20 protein-coding genes and 1 other annotated feature are annotated in these 20,295 nt (G+C 44.6%); all 20 genes read right to left on the minus strand.

Annotation, left to right across the window (positions count from 1 at the left end; translation table 11 throughout):
• Positions 1–20 precede the first annotated feature (20 nt).
• Positions 21–2,096, minus strand: a complete 2,076-nt coding sequence (fusA, locus tag LRL21_RS41265; RefSeq protein WP_240421578.1) for an elongation factor G — start codon at positions 2,094–2,096, stop codon at positions 21–23.
• Positions 2,097–2,133: 37 nt separating this feature from the next.
• Positions 2,134–2,604 carry a 30S ribosomal protein S7 gene (gene rpsG, locus LRL21_RS41270; protein ID WP_076237493.1) on the minus strand — a complete coding sequence of 157 codons (471 nt, stop codon included), beginning with the start codon at positions 2,602–2,604 and terminating at the stop codon, positions 2,134–2,136.
• Between the two features lie 46 nt (positions 2,605–2,650).
• Entirely contained in the window at positions 2,651–3,073 is a 423-nt protein-coding gene (gene rpsL, locus LRL21_RS41275; protein WP_091176426.1) for a 30S ribosomal protein S12, read from the minus strand.
• Between the two features lie 124 nt (positions 3,074–3,197).
• Entirely contained in the window at positions 3,198–3,449 is a 252-nt protein-coding gene (locus LRL21_RS41280) for a 50S ribosomal protein L7ae-like protein (protein ID WP_240421579.1), read from the minus strand.
• Between the two features lie 157 nt (positions 3,450–3,606).
• Entirely contained in the window at positions 3,607–7,227 is a 3,621-nt protein-coding gene (gene rpoC / locus LRL21_RS41285) for a DNA-directed RNA polymerase subunit beta' (RefSeq protein ID WP_275901152.1), read from the minus strand.
• Between the two features lie 74 nt (positions 7,228–7,301).
• Positions 7,302–10,838, minus strand: coding sequence for a DNA-directed RNA polymerase subunit beta (rpoB, locus tag LRL21_RS41290; RefSeq protein WP_240421580.1), 3,537 nt, complete (start codon positions 10,836–10,838; stop codon positions 7,302–7,304).
• Positions 10,839–11,165: 327 nt separating this feature from the next.
• Positions 11,166–11,762: a class I SAM-dependent methyltransferase gene (locus tag LRL21_RS41295; protein ID WP_240421600.1), complete on the minus strand. Its 597-nt coding sequence runs from the start codon at positions 11,760–11,762 to the stop codon at positions 11,166–11,168.
• A gap of 81 nt (positions 11,763–11,843) precedes the next feature.
• On the minus strand, positions 11,844–12,206 hold the full coding sequence (gene rplL / locus LRL21_RS41300; RefSeq protein ID WP_240421581.1) for a 50S ribosomal protein L7/L12: 363 nt from the start codon (positions 12,204–12,206) through the stop codon (positions 11,844–11,846).
• A gap of 49 nt (positions 12,207–12,255) precedes the next feature.
• Positions 12,256–12,753 (minus strand): 50S ribosomal protein L10, encoded by a 498-nt coding sequence (gene rplJ / locus LRL21_RS41305; protein WP_240421582.1) that lies wholly within the window; start codon positions 12,751–12,753, stop codon positions 12,256–12,258.
• A gap of 155 nt (positions 12,754–12,908) precedes the next feature.
• Positions 12,909–13,066, minus strand: a sequence feature (ribosomal protein L10 leader region).
• 45 nt (positions 13,067–13,111) lie between these two features.
• The gene (gene rplA / locus LRL21_RS41310; RefSeq protein ID WP_240421583.1) at positions 13,112–13,804 is read right to left on the minus strand and encodes a 50S ribosomal protein L1; all 693 of its coding nucleotides are present in this window, start codon (positions 13,802–13,804) and stop codon (positions 13,112–13,114) included.
• Between the two features lie 53 nt (positions 13,805–13,857).
• A complete protein-coding gene (gene rplK / locus LRL21_RS41315) occupies positions 13,858–14,283 on the minus strand; it encodes a 50S ribosomal protein L11 (RefSeq protein ID WP_076237519.1) in 426 nt (141 codons plus the stop codon).
• Between the two features lie 39 nt (positions 14,284–14,322).
• Positions 14,323–14,856: a transcription termination/antitermination protein NusG gene (nusG, locus tag LRL21_RS41320; RefSeq protein ID WP_076237548.1), complete on the minus strand. Its 534-nt coding sequence runs from the start codon at positions 14,854–14,856 to the stop codon at positions 14,323–14,325.
• Positions 14,857–14,884: 28 nt separating this feature from the next.
• Positions 14,885–15,097: a preprotein translocase subunit SecE gene (gene secE, locus LRL21_RS41325; RefSeq protein WP_240421584.1), complete on the minus strand. Its 213-nt coding sequence runs from the start codon at positions 15,095–15,097 to the stop codon at positions 14,885–14,887.
• Between the two features lie 18 nt (positions 15,098–15,115).
• A complete protein-coding gene (gene rpmG / locus LRL21_RS41330) occupies positions 15,116–15,265 on the minus strand; it encodes a 50S ribosomal protein L33 (protein WP_079914997.1) in 150 nt (49 codons plus the stop codon).
• A gap of 198 nt (positions 15,266–15,463) precedes the next feature.
• Entirely contained in the window at positions 15,464–16,111 is a 648-nt protein-coding gene (gene sigH, locus LRL21_RS41335) for an RNA polymerase sporulation sigma factor SigH (protein WP_076237524.1), read from the minus strand.
• 126 nt (positions 16,112–16,237) lie between these two features.
• On the minus strand, positions 16,238–16,765 hold the full coding sequence (locus LRL21_RS41340) for an NYN domain-containing protein (RefSeq protein WP_240421585.1): 528 nt from the start codon (positions 16,763–16,765) through the stop codon (positions 16,238–16,240).
• Positions 16,766–17,512 carry a 23S rRNA (guanosine(2251)-2'-O)-methyltransferase RlmB gene (gene rlmB / locus LRL21_RS41345; protein WP_420832563.1) on the minus strand — a complete coding sequence of 249 codons (747 nt, stop codon included), beginning with the start codon at positions 17,510–17,512 and terminating at the stop codon, positions 16,766–16,768.
• Between the two features lie 48 nt (positions 17,513–17,560).
• Complete coding sequence (locus tag LRL21_RS41350) at positions 17,561–18,001, minus strand: Mini-ribonuclease 3 (protein ID WP_240421587.1); 441 nt, start codon at positions 17,999–18,001, stop codon at positions 17,561–17,563.
• Positions 18,001–19,398, minus strand: a complete 1,398-nt coding sequence (cysS, locus tag LRL21_RS41355; RefSeq protein ID WP_240421588.1) for a cysteine--tRNA ligase — start codon at positions 19,396–19,398, stop codon at positions 18,001–18,003. Before cysS ends, LRL21_RS41350 begins: the two co-directional genes overlap by 1 nt.
• Positions 19,388–20,038, minus strand: a complete 651-nt coding sequence (gene cysE, locus LRL21_RS41360; protein WP_083689852.1) for a serine O-acetyltransferase — start codon at positions 20,036–20,038, stop codon at positions 19,388–19,390. Before cysE ends, cysS begins: the two co-directional genes overlap by 11 nt.
• Positions 20,039–20,295 lie beyond the last annotated feature (257 nt).

Below are 20,295 nucleotides of genomic sequence, written 5' to 3' on the forward strand. Positions count from 1 at the left end.
TCGAATAACTTATATTTATATTAAGCGCCCTTATGCTTAGCAACAATTTCTTCTGCAATGGACTTAGGCACTTCTTCATAATGATTCAATTCCATCGAGTATACGCCACGACCTTGAGTACGTGAACGCAATGTTGTTGAGTAACCGAACATTTCGGAGAGTGGCACTTTAGCACGAATAATTTGAGCGCCAAAGCGGGAATCCATCCCTTCGATACGACCACGACGGGAGTTCAAATCACCCATCACATCACCCATATATTCTTCAGGAACAGTAACTTCAACTTTCATGATTGGCTCAAGTAAAACGGGACGACATTTTTCAGCCGCTGCTTTCAAGGCCATAGAACCTGCAATTTTGAACGCCATTTCGTTGGAGTCAACATCATGGTAAGATCCGTCAACAACAGTTGCTTTAATATCAACCAGCGGGAATCCTGCCATAACACCGTTCTTCATCGCTTCTTCGATACCAGCTTGAATTGGGGCAATATATTCTCTTGGAATGGAACCACCCACAACCTTGCTTTCGAACAAGAAACCTTCACCAGCTTCTTGAGGCGAGAAAATAACCCAACAATGTCCGTATTGACCACGGCCACCGGACTGACGAACAAATTTACCTTCAACCCGAGCTTCTTGACGGAATGTTTCACGGTAAGCAACCTGTGGTTTACCCACGTTGGTTTCTACCTTGAATTCACGCAACATACGATCAACGAGTACTTCAAGGTGAAGCTCACCCATACCTGCGATGATCGTTTGTCCAGTTTCCTCATCTGTGTGCGCACGGAAAGTCGGATCTTCTTCGGACAGCTTGGATAAAGCAATACCCATTCTGTCTTGGTCAGCCTTCGTTTTCGGCTCTACAGCGAGTTGGATAACTGGCTCAGGGAAGTTCATTTTTTCAAGGATAACCGGGCTCTTCTCTTCACAAAGAGTATCGCCTGTTGTTGTATCCTTCAAGCCTACAGCAGCTGCAATATCACCGGCATATACAATGCTGATCTCTTGGCGCGTGTTTGCATGCATTTGAAGAATCCGTCCAACTCTTTCGCGTTTACCTTTAGTAGCGTTAAGAACATAAGAACCTGAATTTAACACACCTGAATATACACGGAAGAATGTAAGCTTACCTACATAAGGGTCAGTCATAATTTTAAAGGCAAGCGCGGAGAACGGTTGATCATCCGAAGATTTCCGGAACACTTCTGTACCATCATCTAGTACACCTTTAATATCAGGGACATCAATAGGTGCTGGCAAATAATCAACAACCGCATCCAACATCAATTGGACACCCTTATTTCTATATGAAGAACCACAAATAACAGGGAAGATTTTTACTTGGCATACACCGACACGAAGCGCTTTTTTGATTTCCTCAACAGTGAGTTCTTCACCTTCGAGATATTTCATAGTCAGCTCTTCATCCAGCTCTGCAACCTTTTCAACCAACTCAAGTCTCAAGCTTTCAACTTGCTCCTTGAATTCTTCAGGGATGTCAACGATGTCGATAACTTCACCTTTGTCATCTTTGAAGATGTGTGCTTTTTGTTCAACCAGGTCAATGATTCCGTCAAAATCACTCTCAGAACCAATTGGCAATTGAATAGCAATTGCATTAGCGCCTAATTTCTCGCGCATTTGCTGAATCGCGCCCAAAAAGTCAGCACCGATAATATCCATTTTGTTTACATAGGCAATCCGTGGAACATTGTAACGGTCAGCTTGGCGCCATACCGTTTCCGACTGTGGTTCAACGCCTTCTTTGGCGCTGAATACTCCAACTGCCCCGTCCAATACACGCAGGGAACGTTCAACTTCAACCGTGAAGTCAACGTGTCCCGGGGTATCGATGATATTAATGCGGTGACCCTTCCATGCAGCAGTTGTAGCAGCGGAAGTAATTGTGATACCACGCTCTTGCTCCTGCTCCATCCAGTCCATCGTAGCAGCGCCATCATGCACTTCTCCGATTTTGTGAGTACGGCCTGTAAAATACAAGATCCGCTCGGTTGTAGTCGTTTTACCCGCATCAATATGCGCCATAATCCCAATATTACGCGTATCTTTCAAGGAGAACTCTCTAGCCATCAGGATGTCTCCTTTCAAATTATAAGGAATTTAGATTCTACCAGCGATAATGAGCGAAGGCTTTGTTAGCTTCAGCCATTTTGTGTGTATCTTCACGCTTCTTAACGGAAGAACCTGTGTTGTTGCTGGCATCAATAATTTCTTGTGCCAATCTTTCTTCCATTGTTTTCTCACCACGAAGGCGAGAATAATTTACCAACCAACGAAGTCCCAAAGTCGTACGACGGTCTGGTCTAACTTCGATAGGCACTTGATAGTTCGCTCCGCCTACACGACGAGCTTTAACCTCAAGAACAGGCATAATGTTTTTGATGGCTTGTTCGAAAACTTCCATCGGCTCTTTACCTGTACGATCTTGAATCATTTTGAATGCATTGTACAAGATGGTTTGAGCAACACCTCTTTTGCCATCGAGCATAATGCGATTGATTAGACGAGTAACAAGTTTGCTGCTATAGATTGGATCTGGTAATACGTCTCTGCGAGTAACTGGACCTTTACGAGGCATAGTTATCCCCCTTTCTGAAAAAATCATTCGTTTTTATTTGCTTAAATTACTTCTTAGCTGCTTTAGGACGCTTCGTACCATATTTGGAACGAGCTTGTTTACGGTTGTTCACACCGGATGTATCCAATGCACCGCGAACGATGTGATAACGTACCCCTGGAAGATCCTTAATTCTACCTCCACGAATCAATACCACGCTGTGCTCTTGCAGGTTGTGTCCAATACCCGGAATATAGGCAGTAACTTCAACACGGTTTGTCAAACGCACACGAGCATATTTACGAAGTGCAGAGTTTGGTTTCTTCGGCGTCATTGTACCTACACGCGTACATACACCACGCTTTTGAGGAGCGCTAATGTCGGTTGCTTCTCTTTTCAAGGCGTTAAATCCTCTTTGAAGAGCTGGTGATTTGGATTTCTCCACTTTTGCTTTACGTCCTTTACGAACGAGTTGGTTAATTGTTGGCATATCGCCACCTCCTTCCAATCTTATTAGATCTCTTTCAAGCCCACAGATCCAGGCGAATCATAAATGAACAAACGAAAAGCTTTTGCCGCCAACATTTCTGTTATTGAACAAAAACGGATTTGCTTTATTCATTCACTATTGCTGCCACAGCAGCTCCAACATCAATACCGCACGCTTTACCCAATAACTTCATGGAATCAACGTAGGTCACTGGAACACCCTCTTTCTTGCAAAGGGCTACCATCTTTATCGTTATTCGCGGATCTGCATCTTTGGCTACAAAAACTTCGGATGATTTATTCATCTCGACTGCTCTTGCGGTTTGTTTCATGCCAATACTAATGTTAGCAGCCTGTTTTACTTTTTCATAAGACATATAAAATATCCTCCAAAGGACAGGAAACACTTCACAAAATGGCACACTTCGATATAATAGCACTTTGAAAGTGCCGTTGTCAAGATAATTACCTGCCCTTACAAAGAATTTACACAATCTCTCAGCAAGGGCAAGTATCTCATCCTTCTATAAGCAATTAGTCAGCCGAAACGACTTCTAATTCTAAAGATTTGTTATCGGACTCCACTTCATTCGGATTCGTGATCCGGATGTCACGGTATCTATGCATACCTGTTCCCGCAGGAATCAGCTTACCAATAATAACATTTTCCTTCAGTCCGAGCAATTTATCAACCTTGCCCTTAATGGCAGCGTCGGTCAATACACGCGTAGTTTCCTGGAAGGAAGCTGCGGAGAGGAAGGAATCCGTCTCAAGCGAAGCTTTGGTAATACCAAGCAAGACCGGTTTCGCAACCGCTGGCTCTTGTCCGGAGTACAAGGCAACCTTATTGGCTTCTTCGTATTCATGGATATCAACAAAGGAGCCTGGAAGCAGCGTCGTGTCACCAGAATCAACGATACGGATTTTACGAAGCATCTGGCGAACCATAACCTCGATATGCTTATCGTTGATTTCTACACCCTGGTTCCGGTAAACACGTTGAACCTCTTGAAGAATGTAGTTTTGTACACCACGGATACCCTTGATGCGGAGCATTTCCTTAGGATCGATTGATCCTTCTGTCAGCTCATCGCCCGCTTCAACCTGTTGGTTAAGCGATACGCGAATACGTGAACCGTAAGGAACTGCATACGTTTTGGATTCAGCTTCACCAAGAACTTCGATTTCACGACGATCCTTAGCTTCACGAATCTCCTTAACGATCCCATCAATTTCCGAAATAATCGCTTGACCTTTCGGATTTCTGGCTTCAAACAACTCTTGAATACGCGGCAAACCTTGTGTAATATCATCTCCCGCAACACCACCGGTATGGAACGTACGCATAGTCAGCTGCGTTCCTGGTTCTCCGATAGATTGCGCTGCGATAATACCTACAGCTTCACCAATCTCAACAAATTGTCCTGTTGCCAGGTTACGACCGTAGCATTTTTTGCAAACACCATGTTGAGAGCGGCAGCTCAGAACGGAGCGAATTTGCAGTTTTTCAATACCAGCTGCAATGATCGTATCCGCGATGCTCGCTTCAATCAATTCATTGCGGCCAACAATCACTTCACCCGTTTGCGGATCACGAATGACTTCGAATGCATAGCGGCCTTCAATACGGTCATACAGATCCTCGATAACCTCTTTACCATCTTGAATCTTGTTAACGGTAAAGCCTTTATCCGTACCACAATCTTCATCGCGAACGATAACATCCTGTGCAACGTCTACCAGACGACGTGTCAGATAACCGGAGTCAGCTGTACGAAGTGCTGTATCGGCCAAACCTTTACGCGCACCATGCGTCGAAATAAAGTATTCCAAAACCGTTAAGCCTTCACGGAAGTTCGACTTAATTGGCAACTCAATGATTTTACCAGAAGGGTTGGCCATCAAACCACGCATACCGCCCAGCTGTGTAATTTGTGATTTGTTACCCCGCGCCTTGGATTCAACCATCATGTTGATGGAGTTGTATTTGTCTAGGGATTTCATCAGGATATCCGTGATTTCATCCTTCGCTTTACTCCAAATCGTGATAACACGATCATAACGTTCTTCATCCGTTATCAAACCGCGACGGTATTGGTTCGTTACCATATTGACCTTATCATCGGATTCTTTAAGGATAGCATCTTTTTCAAGCGGTACCGTAACATCCGCAACGGCGATTGTTATTCCGGATTTCGTTGAATAAGTAAAACCAAGCTCCTTGATTTTGTCCAATATAACTGAAGTTTTGGTTGTATGGTATTTCCGGAAGCACTCAGCAATAATTAAGCCCAAATACTCTTTACCTACTGCTTTGCACTCAGGAAGCTCCTCCATGATTGCACGAATATCAGCACCCTTTTCGAACACGAAATATTGATCAGATGCTCCATTCAATAAATTCGATTTGGTAGGCTCATTGATATAAGGCAAATCTGGTGGATAAATTTCATTAAAGATTACTTTACCGATCGTAGTAATCAGCATCGCTTCTTGCTGTTCCGGTGTAAAGCTTGTTTTATTCAACGCTTTGGCTGGAATAGCAATACGCGCATGCAGTGCAGCTGCTCCACGTTGGTACAAGGAAACAGCTTCATGTACGGTACGAACAATAGTTAAGGCTCCATGTGCTGTTTTATTATCGGTTGTCAGGTAGAAGCTTCCCAAGATCATATCCTGTGAAGGCGTAACTACCGGCTTACCATCTTTTGGATTCAAGATATTACCGGCTGCCAGCATCAGCAATCGAGCTTCTGCTTGTGCTTCTGCAGACAATGGAACGTGAACCGCCATTTGGTCTCCGTCAAAGTCGGCATTATAAGCTGTACATACCAATGGATGCAGTTTAATAGCACGGCCTTCAACCAGAATCGGTTCAAACGCTTGAATACCAAGTCTATGAAGTGTAGGTGCACGGTTCAACAGAACCGGATGCTCCTTAATGACTTCTTCCAATACGTCCCATACCTCAGGACTTACGCGCTCTACCTTACGTTTAGCGCTTTTGATATTGTGAGCAAGTCCTTTATTGACAAGTTCCTTCATCACAAAAGGTTTAAACAATTCAAGTGCCATTTCCTTCGGAAGACCGCACTGGTACATTTTCAGACTTGGACCTACGACGATAACCGAACGACCGGAATAGTCGACACGTTTACCGAGTAGATTTTGACGAAAACGTCCTTGTTTCCCTTTGAGCATGTGACTTAAAGATTTTAACGGACGGTTACCCGGACCCGTTACCGGACGGCCGCGGCGGCCATTATCGATAAGAGCATCGACAGCTTCCTGCAGCATCCGTTTTTCATTTTGTACGATAATATCCGGTGCTCCCAGATCCAACAGCCTTTTCAAGCGGTTGTTCCGGTTAATAACACGACGATACAAATCGTTCAAATCTGAGGTGGCGAACCTTCCACCATCCAATTGAACCATCGGACGAAGCTCTGGCGGTATAACAGGGAGGACATCAAGAACCATCCAGCCCGGCAAGTTTTTGGAATTACGGAATGCTTCCATAACCTCAAGACGTTTGATCGCACGATTCCGGCGCTGACCTTGAGCTGTTTTCAGCTCTTCCTTCAGCATTTCCACTTCACGCTCGATTTCAATGTCCTGCAGCAATTTTTTTACAGCCTCGGCACCCATACCTGCCTGGAACGCATAACCGTATTTTTCACGGTAGCTGCGGTATTCCTTCTCGGACAAGAGCTGCTTTTTCTCAAGTGGTGTATCTCCCGGATCTGTAACCACATAGGATGCAAAGTAGATAATTTCCTCAAGCGAACGAGGAGACATATCAAGTGCTAAGCCCATACGGCTTGGAATTCCTTTGAAATACCAAATGTGTGACACCGGAGCTGCGAGTTCAATGTGACCCATACGTTCACGACGAACTTTTTGACGAGTTACTTCCACTCCACAGCGGTCGCAAACCACACCTTTGTAACGCACACGTTTGTACTTACCGCAATGACATTCCCAGTCTTTAGTAGGCCCAAAAATCTTCTCGCAAAACAGACCTTCCTTCTCAGGCTTCAAGGTTCTGTAATTGATCGTTTCTGGCTTCTTCACTTCTCCGCGGGACCACGAACGGATCTTTTCCGGAGAAGCTAATCCAATTTTCATAAATTCGAAGTTGTTAACATCCATCAAGGAGCCACCCTCCTTATGTTTTATGGGAAACCTTTAAGTGCAAGTTAGACCTGTGAACATACGATGGAACTGGGTTATTCTACACCCAGTTCTGAACCTTCCAGATTGAGATTCAGCTTATCGCTGCTAACCTCATCATCATCGTCTGTTTCCCTCATTTCGATCTCTTTTTCATCGCCAGACAAGATTTTAACATCCATGCCCAGGCTCTGCAGCTCTTTAATCAATACTTTGAAGGATTCAGGAACGCCCGGCTCTGGAACGTTCTCGCCTTTAACGATCGATTCGTACGTTTTCACACGTCCGACTACATCATCGGATTTAACTGTCAAAATTTCCTGCAACGTGTAAGCCGCTCCATAGGCCTCCAACGCCCAAACCTCCATCTCACCGAAACGCTGTCCACCGAATTGAGCTTTACCGCCCAAAGGCTGTTGAGTAACGAGCGAGTAAGGACCTGTAGAACGGGCATGGATTTTATCGTCAACCATGTGGGCAAGCTTGATCATGTACATAACGCCAACCGTAACTTCACGCTCAAACGGATCACCGGTACGTCCATCATATAGAATGGTTTTACCATTACGCTGCATACCTGCTTCAACCATTGTATCGAACACGTCATACTCACGGGCACCGTCAAATACCGGCGTTGCTGTGTGTATTCCGAGATACTTGGCGGCCATTCCTAAATGGACTTCCAGCACCTGACCGATATTCATCCGCGAAGGAACACCAAGAGGATTCAATACAACTTGCACAGGTGTACCATCCGGCATAAAAGGCATATCTTCTTCCGGCAAAATACGCGCGATTACACCCTTGTTACCATGACGTCCAGCCATTTTATCGCCTTCGGAAATTTTCCGTTTTTGTGCGATATAGACACGGACCAGTTGATTCACGCCTGGAGGCAGCTCATCACCATTCTCACGGGTAAATACTTTAACGTCAACAACAATACCGTCCGTACCATGCGGCACTCGAAGCGACGTATCACGAACCTCACGTGCTTTCTCACCAAAAATTGCGTGCAGCAAGCGTTCTTCAGCAGTAAGCTCAGTAACACCCTTAGGCGTAACTTTACCAACCAGAATATCACCAGCACCAATTTCGGCTCCGACACGAATAATTCCGCGCTCGTCCAAGTTCTTCAGAGCATCTTCACCTACGTTAGGAATGTCACGAGTAATTTCTTCAGGCCCCAGCTTCGTATCACGGGCTTCTGATTCATATTCCTCGATATGGATAGAGGTATAAACATCCTCTTTTACCAGCTTTTCACTAAGCAGGATCGCATCCTCATAGTTGTAGCCTTCCCAAGTCATAAAGGCAACGACCACATTACGACCTAACGCCAGCTCGCCCATTTCTGTAGAAGGACCGTCTGCAAGAATATCGCCGACCCGAACTTGCTCGCCTTTATGGCAAATCGGACGTTGGTTAATGCAAGTTCCTTGGTTGGAACGCATAAATTTATGCAATTTATGTTTTACCAGGTCTCCATTAACCAGCTTGCCGTCTACCATAGCTTGGCGGCGCACCCATATTTCGTTAGCAGACACACGTTCTACAACACCATCTATTTTGGACACAATACATACACCGGAGTCTTTAGCCGACTTATGCTCCATACCCGTACCCACCAATGGTGACTTCGGAATAAGCAAAGGTACAGCTTGACGTTGCATGTTTGATCCCATCAACGCGCGGTTGGAGTCATCATTTTCCAAAAACGGAATTAATGCTGTAGCCACGGATACAACCTGTTTAGGGGATACATCCATGTAATCGACGCGGTCTTTAGGAAGAATCAAGTTATCATCTTTATAACGTACGATAACCATATCGCTCTTCAAATGACCTTCTTCACTTAGCTCCGAGTTTGCCTGGGCAACAACGTAGTTATCTTCTTCATCAGCTGTCAGGTAAGCAATTTGCTCAGTAACGATGCCGCTTTTCGGATCTACCCAACGATATGGAGCCTCGATAAAGCCATACTCATTGATTCTCGCAAAAGAGGACAAAGAGTTGATCAAACCGATATTCGGACCTTCCGGTGTTTCAATCGGGCACATACGACCATAGTGAGAGTGATGCACGTCACGGACTTCAAAGCCCGCACGTTCCCGAGTCAAACCGCCGGGTCCGAGTGCAGACAGACGACGTTTGTGAGTCAACTCAGCCAATGGATTCGTTTGGTCCATAAATTGCGACAACTGGGAGCTACCAAAAAACTCTTTAATTGAAGCGATAACGGGACGAATATTGATTAACGCCTGTGGTGTGATAACATTGGCATCCTGAATGGACATCCGCTCGCGTACAACACGCTCCATACGGGACAAACCGATACGGAACTGGTTTTGCAGCAGCTCGCCAACCGAACGCAATCTACGATTACCCAGGTGATCGATATCATCCGTACTGCCAATACCATGAAGAAGATCAATAAAATAATTAATCGACGCAATGATATCTGCAGGCATAATATTTTTAACTGATTTATCAATTTTACCGTTGGCAATCACTTTAACGATCTTGCCGTCTTCAATCGGTGAATACACATTAATACACTGAAGTGGAATACGTTCCATTTCAGCAATACCATTAGAGGCTGTGTATTCTTTGAAGCCTACGCTTTTTTCCAGGAAAGGCAGAACTTCATCCAGCAATCTGCGATCCAGCAGTTGGCCTGCTTCTGCGATGATTTCCCCTGTTTCCGGATCAACTAAAGTTTCAGCCAATCGTTGATTAAACAAACGGTTTTTGATATGCAGCTTTTTGTTGATTTTGTAACGTCCTACATTTGCCAAATCATAGCGCTTTGGATCAAAGAAACGTGCAACCAGCAAGCTTCTTGCATTATCCAATGTAGGTGGCTCACCTGGACGCAAGCGTTCATAGATTTCAATTAACGCTTTATCCGTTGAATCCGTATTATCCTTGTCAAGCGTGTTGCGAAGATATTCGTCGTCACCCAACAGCTCCAAAATTTCTGCGTCGGTACCAAAGCCCAATGCACGCAGTAAAACAGTAACTGGAATTTTACGGGTACGATCGATTCTCACGTAAATAATATCTTTTGCGTCAGTTTCCAACTCCAACCACGCACCGCGGTTAGGAATTACAGTTGCTGTATACGTTTTTTTACCGTTCTTATCTATCTTCGTACTGAAGTAGACGCTCGGAGAACGAACTAGCTGACTGACGATAACCCTTTCAGCGCCATTGATAATAAAGGTCCCTGTTTCCGTCATCAGAGGGAAGTCTCCCATAAACACTTCCTGCTCTTTAACTTCTCCAGTTTCTTTATTGATCAAGCGCACCTTCACACGAAGTGGAGCTGCGTAAGTGACGTCCCGTTCCTTGGATTCATCGACCGAATACTTAGGCTCGCCTAAGTTGTAATCGATAAATTCCAGTATCAAATTTCCCGTAAAGTCTTGAATTGGGGAAATATCCTGAAACATTTCACGCAATCCCTCTTCCAAAAACCAATCGTACGATTTTTGTTGGATCTCAATAAGGTTAGGAACCTCCAAAACCTCATGAATCCGAGCGTATGACCTGCGTTTACGTCGACCTAATTGAATAAGATGACCCGCCAAGTTTGATTCACCCCTCATGTCTACTCAATAGAACAAAATAAAAGCCTCTCCTGAAGCCTTCTCGAGTAAATACTGCCCGAAGTGTCACTTCTTACAGAAGCTTTCCATGCATAAAATTCATTTAACCGATAGTTCCCTTACCTTTTGCTATGGTGCACCTAAAATTTACACATTATACGTATAAAGTGTCAATTTTATTCACCAAAGATAAAATAACGCTTGACATTTTAGCTAACTAAAGACAAAAACCCCATCTTTAATGCTGACATTTTATTATGATAACATAAAGGAAATGTCAAGTCAATAATATTTGTGAAAAATATGCATTTACTTTTGCGCTTTGATGATTCGGTAGCCTTTATCCTTGCCTATCTCCTGCACGCGTGCAAATAAGCTTTCCAGCTTCGCGAATGCAGACGGAGCCCCTTGTTTTTTTTGAATCACAATCCAAAGACTGCCTCCATCTCTCAGCACATGATGCGCTTGCTCAAAAATCTGATGGACGGTTTCCTTGCCTGCCCGGATAGGCGGATTCGTAATGACAACATCAAAGGTACGATTCATGACAGCATCCAGCTTATCACTCTGCACAATTTCGACATTCGTCACGCGGTTGCGTTCGGCATTCATTCGCGCAAGCTCCACGGCTCTTTCATTAATATCAACCATGGTGACCTTACCATGATGGGCCAGCCCCGCTGCCGCGATCCCCATCGGACCATAACCGCAGCCTACATCAAGAACCTCGCTGCGTTCGGGAATTTGCAAACTTTCGATCAATACTCTAGAGCCATAATCTACGCCTTTTTTGGAAAAAACGCCTGCATCCGTCATAAATGTATAGGAACGGCCTCGCAATGTCTCCTGGATTTGATGAAGATCATGTGCCGCTGTCGGCTTTTGCGAATAGTAATGCTCAGACACTAATTTCACCTCTTCGAAATCAGTTATATAGAAATGGAAAACCCCTTGAAGAAAAGCTTCAAGGGGTTTTAAGACAAAAAATTACTTAACTTCTACAGTAGCGCCAGCGCCTTCAAGTTTCGCTTTAACAGCTTCTGCTTCTTCTTTGCCCACTTTTTCTTTGATTGGTTTTGGAGCGCCATCAACCAAGTCTTTAGCTTCTTTCAAGCCAAGACCAGTGATTTCACGAACGATTTTGATAACGTTGATTTTGGAAGCGCCAGCGCCTGTCAAAATTACGTCAAATTCTGTTTGCTCAGCAACTTCAGCTACTGCTGCGCCGCCACCAACAGCAACTGGAGCTGCTGCAGTAACGCCGAATTCTTCCTCGATCGCTTTTACAAGATCGTTCAATTCCAAAATAGTCATTGCTTTAATTTCTTCTAAGATTGTTTCCTTACTCATTTGTGTATACCTCCGTTAATTGTTTTATAAAATATTTATTATTTTTAAATTAAGCTTCTTGCTTTTCTGCAACAGCTTTAACTGCAAGAGCGAAGTTGCGAACAGGAGCTTGTAGAACGCTAAGCAACATGGAGAGCATACCTTCTCTGGAAGGCAGATCTGCCAAAGCTTTAATTTGATCAAAACCAACAACTTTACCTTCAACAACGCCTGCTTTAACGCTAAGCTTGTCGTTCTTTTTAGCAAAATCCGTTAAGATTTTGGCAGGAGAAACGATGTCATCTTTACTGAATGCAATTGCCGTAGGACCGGTCAAAAATTCATCCAGTGCAGATAGGTCAGCACTTGCAGTTGCGCGTCTAGCCAAAGAGTTTTTCAGTACTTGAAATTCAATACCAGCCTCACGCAATTGTTTGCGAAGTTCGGTAACTTGAGATACGTTCAATCCACGGTAATCCGTTACGATTGTGCAAGAACTGCCTTTTAATTTATCAGCTACTACATTCACTTTCTCGGCTTTTAATTCAATTGTTTTCGTGTTTGCCATTTTTGCACCTCCTAAAAACTTTCGTAAGAAAGTTATCTTCGTAAGCATCTGCTAAGCATTCGTTAGAATGCTTTCTTCGTAAGCATAATCTTAACTTTCATAAGAAAGTCATCTTCTTAAGCATAAATAAAACTCAGCACGTAAACGAAGGCATCTGTAAAAAGTAAAGATGCCTCCGCAGACGCTGCGAAGGCATGATGATTCACGTTATCTTTGGTCAAACAAAGAAACCCGATTCTATATCATAACACCTCGGCAGGACATTAAGCTCTAAACGAGCACCTGCTGTCTACGGTAAGTCATATTCGATTATCAGCTAGAATAGGTTATCATGACCTTACTAAAAAGTCAATCCAACTTATCTATAAGTTTGTGTGTTTACGCGAGCTGCAGGACCCATTGTAGAGGAAACTGCGATGTTTTTAAGGTAGATACCCTTAGCAGCAGCAGGCTTCGCTCTAACCAAAGCATCGATCAATGCGCGGAAGTTTTCAGCCAACTTCTCGTCATCAAAGGAAACCTTGCCAATTGGAGCATGAATTTGTCCGGCTTTATCCAAACGGTATTCAATTTTACCTGCTTTAATCTCCTGAACTGCTTTCGCTACATCAAATGTAACGGTACCAGCTTTAGGGTTAGGCATCAAACCTTTACCACCCAAGATACGCCCCAACTTACCCACTTCACTCATCATGTCGGGAGTTGCTACGCACACATCAAAGTCAAACCAACCTTGTTGGATTTTGTTAATCATGTCTTGATCGCCTACGAAATCAGCACCAGCCGCTTCCGCTTCTCTTACTTTATCACCTTTGGCAAATACAAGAACACGTTTAGTTTTACCAGTACCGTGCGGCAATACAACAACGCCACGAACAGCTTGGTCTTGCTTTCTTGGGTCTACACCCAGACGAACTGCTACTTCAACAGTTTCATCAAACTTAGCAGTTGCCGCTTTTTTAACAAGCTCAATTGCTTCTTTAGCTTCATACAAAGCTTCTGCATCAAACAGTTTAACTGCTTCTGCATACTTTTTACTTACTTTAGCCATTTGGTTATCCTCCTAAGTGGTATTAGCGGAATGTCCTCCCACTGTGCACGGAACTAGTCTTTGATAACTACGCCCATGCTGCGTGCAGTACCTTCAACCATACGCATTGCAGCTTCAACAGATGCAGCGTTAAGGTCAGGCATTTTTTGTTCAGCGATTTCACGGATTGTCGCACTTGTTACAGTTGCAACTTTCTTCTTGTTAGGTTCACCGGAGCCTTTAGGAATTCCAGCAGCAACGCGCAGCAATACAGCAGCCGGTGGCGTTTTGCAAATGAATGTAAAGGAACGATCCTCGAAAACTGTGATTTCAACAGGAATAATCAAACCCGCTTGATCGGCAGTACGAGCGTTAAACTCCTTACAAAAAGCCATGATGTTAACACCTGCTTGACCCAGAGCCGGACCGATTGGTGGAGCCGGATTCGCTTTAGCGGCACTAACTTGCAATTTAACAATTTTAATAACCTTTTTTGCCATTGTGTTACACCTCCTTGCGCTAGTATACGATATTACTCTTTAGATCTTTTCTACCTGATGGTAGTCAAGCTCCAAAGGTGTTTCTCTTCCGAACATGTTGACATGAACCTTCAGCTTGCTTTTGTCGACCAGAATTTCTTCAATGGATCCAACAAAATTCGCAAAAGGACCTTCTTTAACACGTACGGTTTCTTTCAATTCGAAGTCAATCTTAGGCTTAGGCTCTTCCATGCCCATATGCTTAAGAATGGCCTCCACTTCTTCAGGAAGCAAAGCAGTTGGTTTTGAGCCTGATCCCGTCGATCCGACAAAGCCTGTGACACCCGGCGTATTACGCACAACATACCACGAATCATCCGTCTGAACCATTTCAACCAGCACGTAACCCGGATATACTTTACGCATAACCGTTTTCTTCTTGCCGTCCTTGTTTACAATTTCTTCTTCCATCGGAACCAAAACACGAAAAATTTTGTCAGTCATATCCATAGACTCAACGCGTTTTTCCAAGTTTGCTTTGACCTTGTTTTCATACCCGGAATAGGTATGTACGACGTACCATCTTTTTTCCATTTCCATAATCGCCACCTATAACTCCCGCTTATTTAAAAATAAGGCGTAGCAGCTCAGAAATACCCAAATCCAGCACATAGAAATAAACAGTGACAAAAGCAACCGTAAACAGAACAACCAGCGTGTAGCTGACCAACTCTTTACGATTTGGCCATTTTACTTTTTTCAATTCGGCCCAACTGTCCGCAAAAAAAGAAAATGTGTTACCGAAGCTCCGCTTCATTCGAACCAGAAATGACAAAACTACACCTCCAAGAAACTACCTAGTTTCGCGATGAGCAGTATGTTCATTGCAAAACTTACAAAACTTCTTCAACTCCATGCGGTCCGGGTGGTTGCGCTTATTTTTGTTGGACGTATAGTTCCTTTGCTTGCAGTTCGTGCACGCTAACGTAATAATTACCCGCATGATGTACACCTCCTACGGTCCCAGCCTCATATTTGAATCCTTAAAAAGAGCAAAAAAAGCCTACCAGTTTTAAGGCTACCTGATTACTTTAGCATAGCGCTATTTTCATGTCAAGGAAAACCTATTTACCAGTATATACGAAGAAGCGGGAAACTAAACCAGCAAAAAAAATAAAGCACCGTATCATCAACAGGCGCTTTACCTTGCATCTCTAACTTCCAAATACCGTTCCAGCTTTCGCTTGACACGCTGCAAAGCATTATCAATCGACTTCACGTGACGATCCAGATCTACTGCAATTTCCTGATAGGAACGGCCGTCTAAATATAGCATCAGTACTCTGCGTTCCAGATCGCTTAAGATTTCACCCATTTTATCTTCCAACCCGCTGAATTCTTCTTGGTTAATAATCAATTCCTCAGGATCGGTCACACGTGATCCGCAGATGACATCAAGCAGGGTTCGATCGGAGTCTTCATCATAAATCGGTTTATCGAGCGAAACATAGGAGTTAAGAGGAATATGCTTCTGGCGGGTTGCGGTTTTGATCGCCGTAATGATTTGACGGGTGATGCAAAGTTCAGCAAAGGCTTTGAAGGAGGCGAGCTTGTCTCCACGAAAGTCACGTATGGATTTATATAAACCTATCATACCTTCTTGCACGATATCTTCCCTGTCAGCACCTATTAGAAAATAGGAGCGTGCTTTGGCGCGAACGAAGTTTTTATACTTGTTAATCAAGTACTCCAATGCGTCGCTATCCCCTTCGCGGACCGCTTCGACAATGTCTTCATCTGCCTTGAGGTCGTATTCGCACATTCTCAATTCTTTGAGGTCGACACTCAAAATAATCCCTCCGGCCTAGGCAAGACTCATAATCTACTTGATCCTAAAAGATAGGATAAGTATACATTATGTAATCTATTATCGTCAACCGAATTCACGACAGCATGGGCTTTATTCATTCTATCGTCATCGGCCTCTGCGCCATTTTTCAAAGAGATCTTTCATCTCGCTGCTTAGCTTGCTGTCAAAAGTATTTCGTCTTCGCGACGTGTCCTGCTCGATTTTGTTGTTGATTTCCCGCTTGGCATGCTTGACCTTGACCAGAAGCTCGCTGGCCGGAATACGGAATGCACCTTTTCCAAAAATAACATGCTGCTCGGTCATATCGGAGGTGGCCACATAAATCTGCTTGCGCCGCCCCACATGCTCGGTAACCAGACGCTCAATCAGTTCATCCGCCGTCTCCTTTTCCTTCGTATAATAAATTCGCAGCTTGCTGTGCTCATACTTGCCACCCAGACCGGGCACATAGTAGGCATCGAACACCAGCAATACTTTGATACCGGAAAAGGATTGATATTCAGCCAACAGCTCGATCAATCGGTCACGCGCATCCTCCAGGCTAATATCCTTAAGCTTCTGCAGCTCGGGCCAATCTCCAATAATGTTGTATCCGTCCACAATGAGAAACTCCTTGAATGCCGGAGCTACCATCTATTTCACAGCAAGCCGCTGACGGACTACCTCGTACATAAAAACGGATGCAGCCACAGAGGCATTCAACGAATTGACATGTCCGAACATGGGAAGCTTGAGCAGGAAATCACATTTTTCTTTGATTAATCTGCCTACGCCTTTATTCTCATTGCCAATGACGATAGCGAGCGGAATGGTCAGATTCGTCTGATAAATAGGTTGATTGGCAGCTACATCCGTACCCGCTACCCAGACGCCGCGTTCTTTTAGCTGCTCAATCGTTTGCGCCAAATTCGTAACCCGCGCCACACGGACGTACTCAACAGCTCCCGCCGAGGTTTTGGATACAGCAGCTGTCAAGCCTACCGCTCTGCGCTTGGGAATGATAACCCCGTGCACGCCCGTACAGTCTGCAGACCGAAGAATCGAACCCAGATTATGCGGGTCCTCAATCTCGTCCAGAATAAGGATAAACGGCTCTTCATTGCGACTTTTGGCATATTCCAGAATATCTTCAATTTCTACATAAGCATACGCGGCGACCTGAGCGACAACACCTTGATGCGGCACCTCTTCGACCATCTGGTCAAGCTTGCGCTTATCCACAAATTGAACAATGATCCCCTTTTGTTTGGCCTCGGTTACGATCGGCTGGGTCAATTGCTTTTGAGCGCCCTCAGCAACCCATATTTTATTAATCGTTCGTCCTGAACGCAAAGCCTCAAGCACCGAATGCTTGCCGGCAATATATTCTTCTTCCTCCATGTTCATGCTCTCCTTTATGCAAAAGCTGGCTTTAACTAATGGCCATCGTCATTTTGCGTCCTGCTGATTAGGTTCAATTGTTTGCATCATGATGTATTGAAGCCTTTCCAACTGCTTCGTGTAATATAAGTAGCCAAGCAAGCATTCGAATGCCGTACTGTGGCGATATTCTAAAATATCTGCATTTTTCGCTGATGTCCCTGACTTGGCATTACGACCACGCTTGACGATATCCGCTTCCTCTTCGGTTAGTAACGGCATGAGACGCTGCAGGTTTTTGGCCTGCGCCCTCGCCGAAACATATTGTGTTGACAGACGATGCAAATGATTCGGTCGTTGATTGGCCATTGATATGACGTATTGTCGAATAAATACCTCATAGATCGCATCACCGATATAGGCGAGTACGATTGGACCTAGCAGCTTTGGTTCTTTGGCGGGAGGGAAGCAAAATAAGTCGGTCTCCATAACAAAGGGCTCTTGGCTCATTATTTCCTCCGCCAACGAATACCTTGTGCCGTATCCTCCAGTGTAATCCCCTTTTCCGTCAACAGATCACGGATTTCATCGGCACGCGCCCAGTTTTTGGACTTACGGGCTTCCGTACGGTCTATAATCAATTGTTCGATTTCCTGATCCAGCAGCTGCTCCGCTGGTTGGGCTAATATTCCCAATACTTTATCCATCGTTTCAAAACGTTCCAGCAGCAGCTGCAGCGAGCTGCGTGTCACCTCTGCCTGCTGGACATACAGGTTTGCTGCGCTAACCAATTCAAATACAGCTGTAATCGCATCCGGTGTATTGAAATCATCATTCATTTTCAATTCGAATTGCCGCTGCACTTCAGCTACTGCGTGTGCGATTTCTTCAGCAACCTCTCCTTCACCAGCTGTAGACAGACGATGCTTAATATTGGCCAGGCAATTCTCGATTCGCGCCAATCCATTATTAGCTTGCTCCATGCTTTCTTTACTGAAGTTCAATGGGTTGCGATAATGAACCGATAGCATGAAGTAACGCAACGTTTGCGGGTTGATCGTTTGTAACAGCTGATGGACATTGACACCATTTCCGAGTGATTTCGACATTTTTTCATTATCAATATTAATATACCCATTATGCATCCAGTAGTTAGCCATAGGGTGGCCAGTTAAGCATTCGGATTGTGCAATTTCACATTCATGATGAGGGAACTGCAGATCCTGCCCTCCCCCGTGGATATCGATCGTATCACCTAAATATTTGCGTACCATCGCGGAGCACTCTATATGCCAGCCGGGTCGTCCCTGTCCCCATGGGCTGTCCCATGAAATCTCACCTGGCTTAGCAGCCTTCCAGAGTACAAAATCCTGCGGATTTTCCTTGCGGTCGTCAACCTCTACACGGATGCCAAATTGCAATTCTTCCAGATTTTGATGCGACAGCTTGCCATATTCTGCGAATTGCGTTGTACGGAAATATACATCACCGCCACGCTCATAAGCGAAATTCTTTTCGAAAAGACCCTCAATGAATACGATGATTTCGTCAATATTTTCGGTTACACGCGGGTTCAGTGTGGCTTTGCGGATACCCAGGCCTTCCGTATCCTCGTAAAACTTTTGAATAAACATATCGGCCACTTCAGGGACGGTTAATTCCAATTGCGCTGCTTTCTTAATGAGCTTATCGTCCACATCGGTAAAATTAACCACATAGTTGACCTCGTAGTTGATCGATTCCAAATATCTGCGAACGACGTCAAAAAACACCATCGGACGCGCATTCCCTATATGAATGTAATCATATACAGTCGGACCGCATACGTACATTTTTACTTTTCCAGGCTCCAAAGGCTGAAATTCATCCTTTGCTCTTGTTAGTGTATTGTAAATTTTAAGCACCATGATCCTGGCTACCTCCACTTGTCTGTTTAATCGTCTCTACTTCCAATTTCAAATCATCAATCTGCTGCTGCAGCTGTCGAAACATATCGATAACCGGATCGGGCAAATTATTATGATCCAACCGTCCTACACGAACTCCATCCCGCTTCACGATTCGTCCGGGAATACCTACAACTGTACTATTGGGCGGTACCTCACTGAGCACAACCGCATTGGAGCCTATACGTGAATTATCGCCTACAAGAAAAGAGCCTAATACCTTGGCTCCAGAGGCAATCACCACGTTGCTGCCGATCGTCGGATGGCGTTTTCCCTTTTCCTTACCGGTGCCTCCAAGGGTTACCCCTTGATAGAGCACGACATCATCGCCAATCTCACAGGTCTCTCCGATAATGACCCCCATACCGTGATCAATGAAAAAACGACGGCCAATGACAGCTCCCGGATGAATCTCAATTCCGGTCATGAAACGGCTCCATTGGGATATGACTCTGGCTATCGTATACCAATGGTTTTTATACAGATGGTGTGCCACGCGATGCGCCCATAGCGCATGCAGACCTGAATAAGTAAAAACCACTTCAAACCAGCTGCGAGCCGCTGGGTCATTTTCGAATATTGTCGAGATATCTTCTTGCATGAACTTCAACAAGCCATTCCACCTGCTTTCCTTCTTGTCGTAGGCTGACCAACAAGCTGTACACATAGAAAAGCCCCCACAGCCATAAAGGCTGCAGAGGCGAAAAAGTCGCGGTTCCACTCTGCTTGGACAGCATAAATCCTATCCATCTCAACTGTTCGTAACGTGAACAGGTACGGTAAGACTACCTTGACTTCAGCTATGCCTATTATAGGCATCCATCTGAAGCAGCTCGTCAATACGGCTCCCAGGTGCAT

The sequence above is a fragment of the Paenibacillus periandrae genome, assembly GCF_022458865.1.
Classification (GTDB): domain Bacteria; phylum Bacillota; class Bacilli; order Paenibacillales; family NBRC-103111; genus Paenibacillus_S; species Paenibacillus_S periandrae.

Bases quoted from the DNA above. Each gene is read 5' to 3' on its own strand.
- nusG (WP_076237548.1), bottom strand. From the start codon at position 14,856: ATGGAAAAAAGATGGTACGTCGTACATACCTATTCCGGGTATGAAAAC.
- rplA (WP_240421583.1), bottom strand. From the start codon at position 13,804: ATGGCTAAAGTAAGTAAAAAGTATGCAGAAGCAGTTAAACTGTTTGAT.
- LRL21_RS41350 (WP_240421587.1), bottom strand. From the start codon at position 18,001: ATGAGCCAAGAGCCCTTTGTTATGGAGACCGACTTATTTTGCTTCCCT.
- rpmG (WP_079914997.1), bottom strand. From the start codon at position 15,265: ATGCGGGTAATTATTACGTTAGCGTGCACGAACTGCAAGCAAAGGAAC.
- rplJ (WP_240421582.1), bottom strand. From the start codon at position 12,753: ATGGCAAACACGAAAACAATTGAATTAAAAGCCGAGAAAGTGAATGTA.
- LRL21_RS41340 (WP_240421585.1), bottom strand. From the start codon at position 16,765: ATGGTAGCTCCGGCATTCAAGGAGTTTCTCATTGTGGACGGATACAAC.
- cysE (WP_083689852.1), bottom strand. From the start codon at position 20,038: ATGCAAGAAGATATCTCGACAATATTCGAAAATGACCCAGCGGCTCGC.
- rplL (WP_240421581.1), bottom strand. From the start codon at position 12,206: ATGAGTAAGGAAACAATCTTAGAAGAAATTAAAGCAATGACTATTTTG.
- fusA (WP_240421578.1), bottom strand. From the start codon at position 2,096: ATGGCTAGAGAGTTCTCCTTGAAAGATACGCGTAATATTGGGATTATG.
- rlmB (WP_420832563.1), bottom strand. From the start codon at position 17,512: ATGGAGGAAGAAGAATATATTGCCGGCAAGCATTCGGTGCTTGAGGCT.
- cysS (WP_240421588.1), bottom strand. From the start codon at position 19,398: ATGGTGCTTAAAATTTACAATACACTAACAAGAGCAAAGGATGAATTT.
- rpsG (WP_076237493.1), bottom strand. From the start codon at position 2,604: ATGCCTCGTAAAGGTCCAGTTACTCGCAGAGACGTATTACCAGATCCA.
- rplK (WP_076237519.1), bottom strand. From the start codon at position 14,283: ATGGCAAAAAAGGTTATTAAAATTGTTAAATTGCAAGTTAGTGCCGCT.
- LRL21_RS41280 (WP_240421579.1), bottom strand. From the start codon at position 3,449: ATGTCTTATGAAAAAGTAAAACAGGCTGCTAACATTAGTATTGGCATG.
- rpsL (WP_091176426.1), bottom strand. From the start codon at position 3,073: ATGCCAACAATTAACCAACTCGTTCGTAAAGGACGTAAAGCAAAAGTG.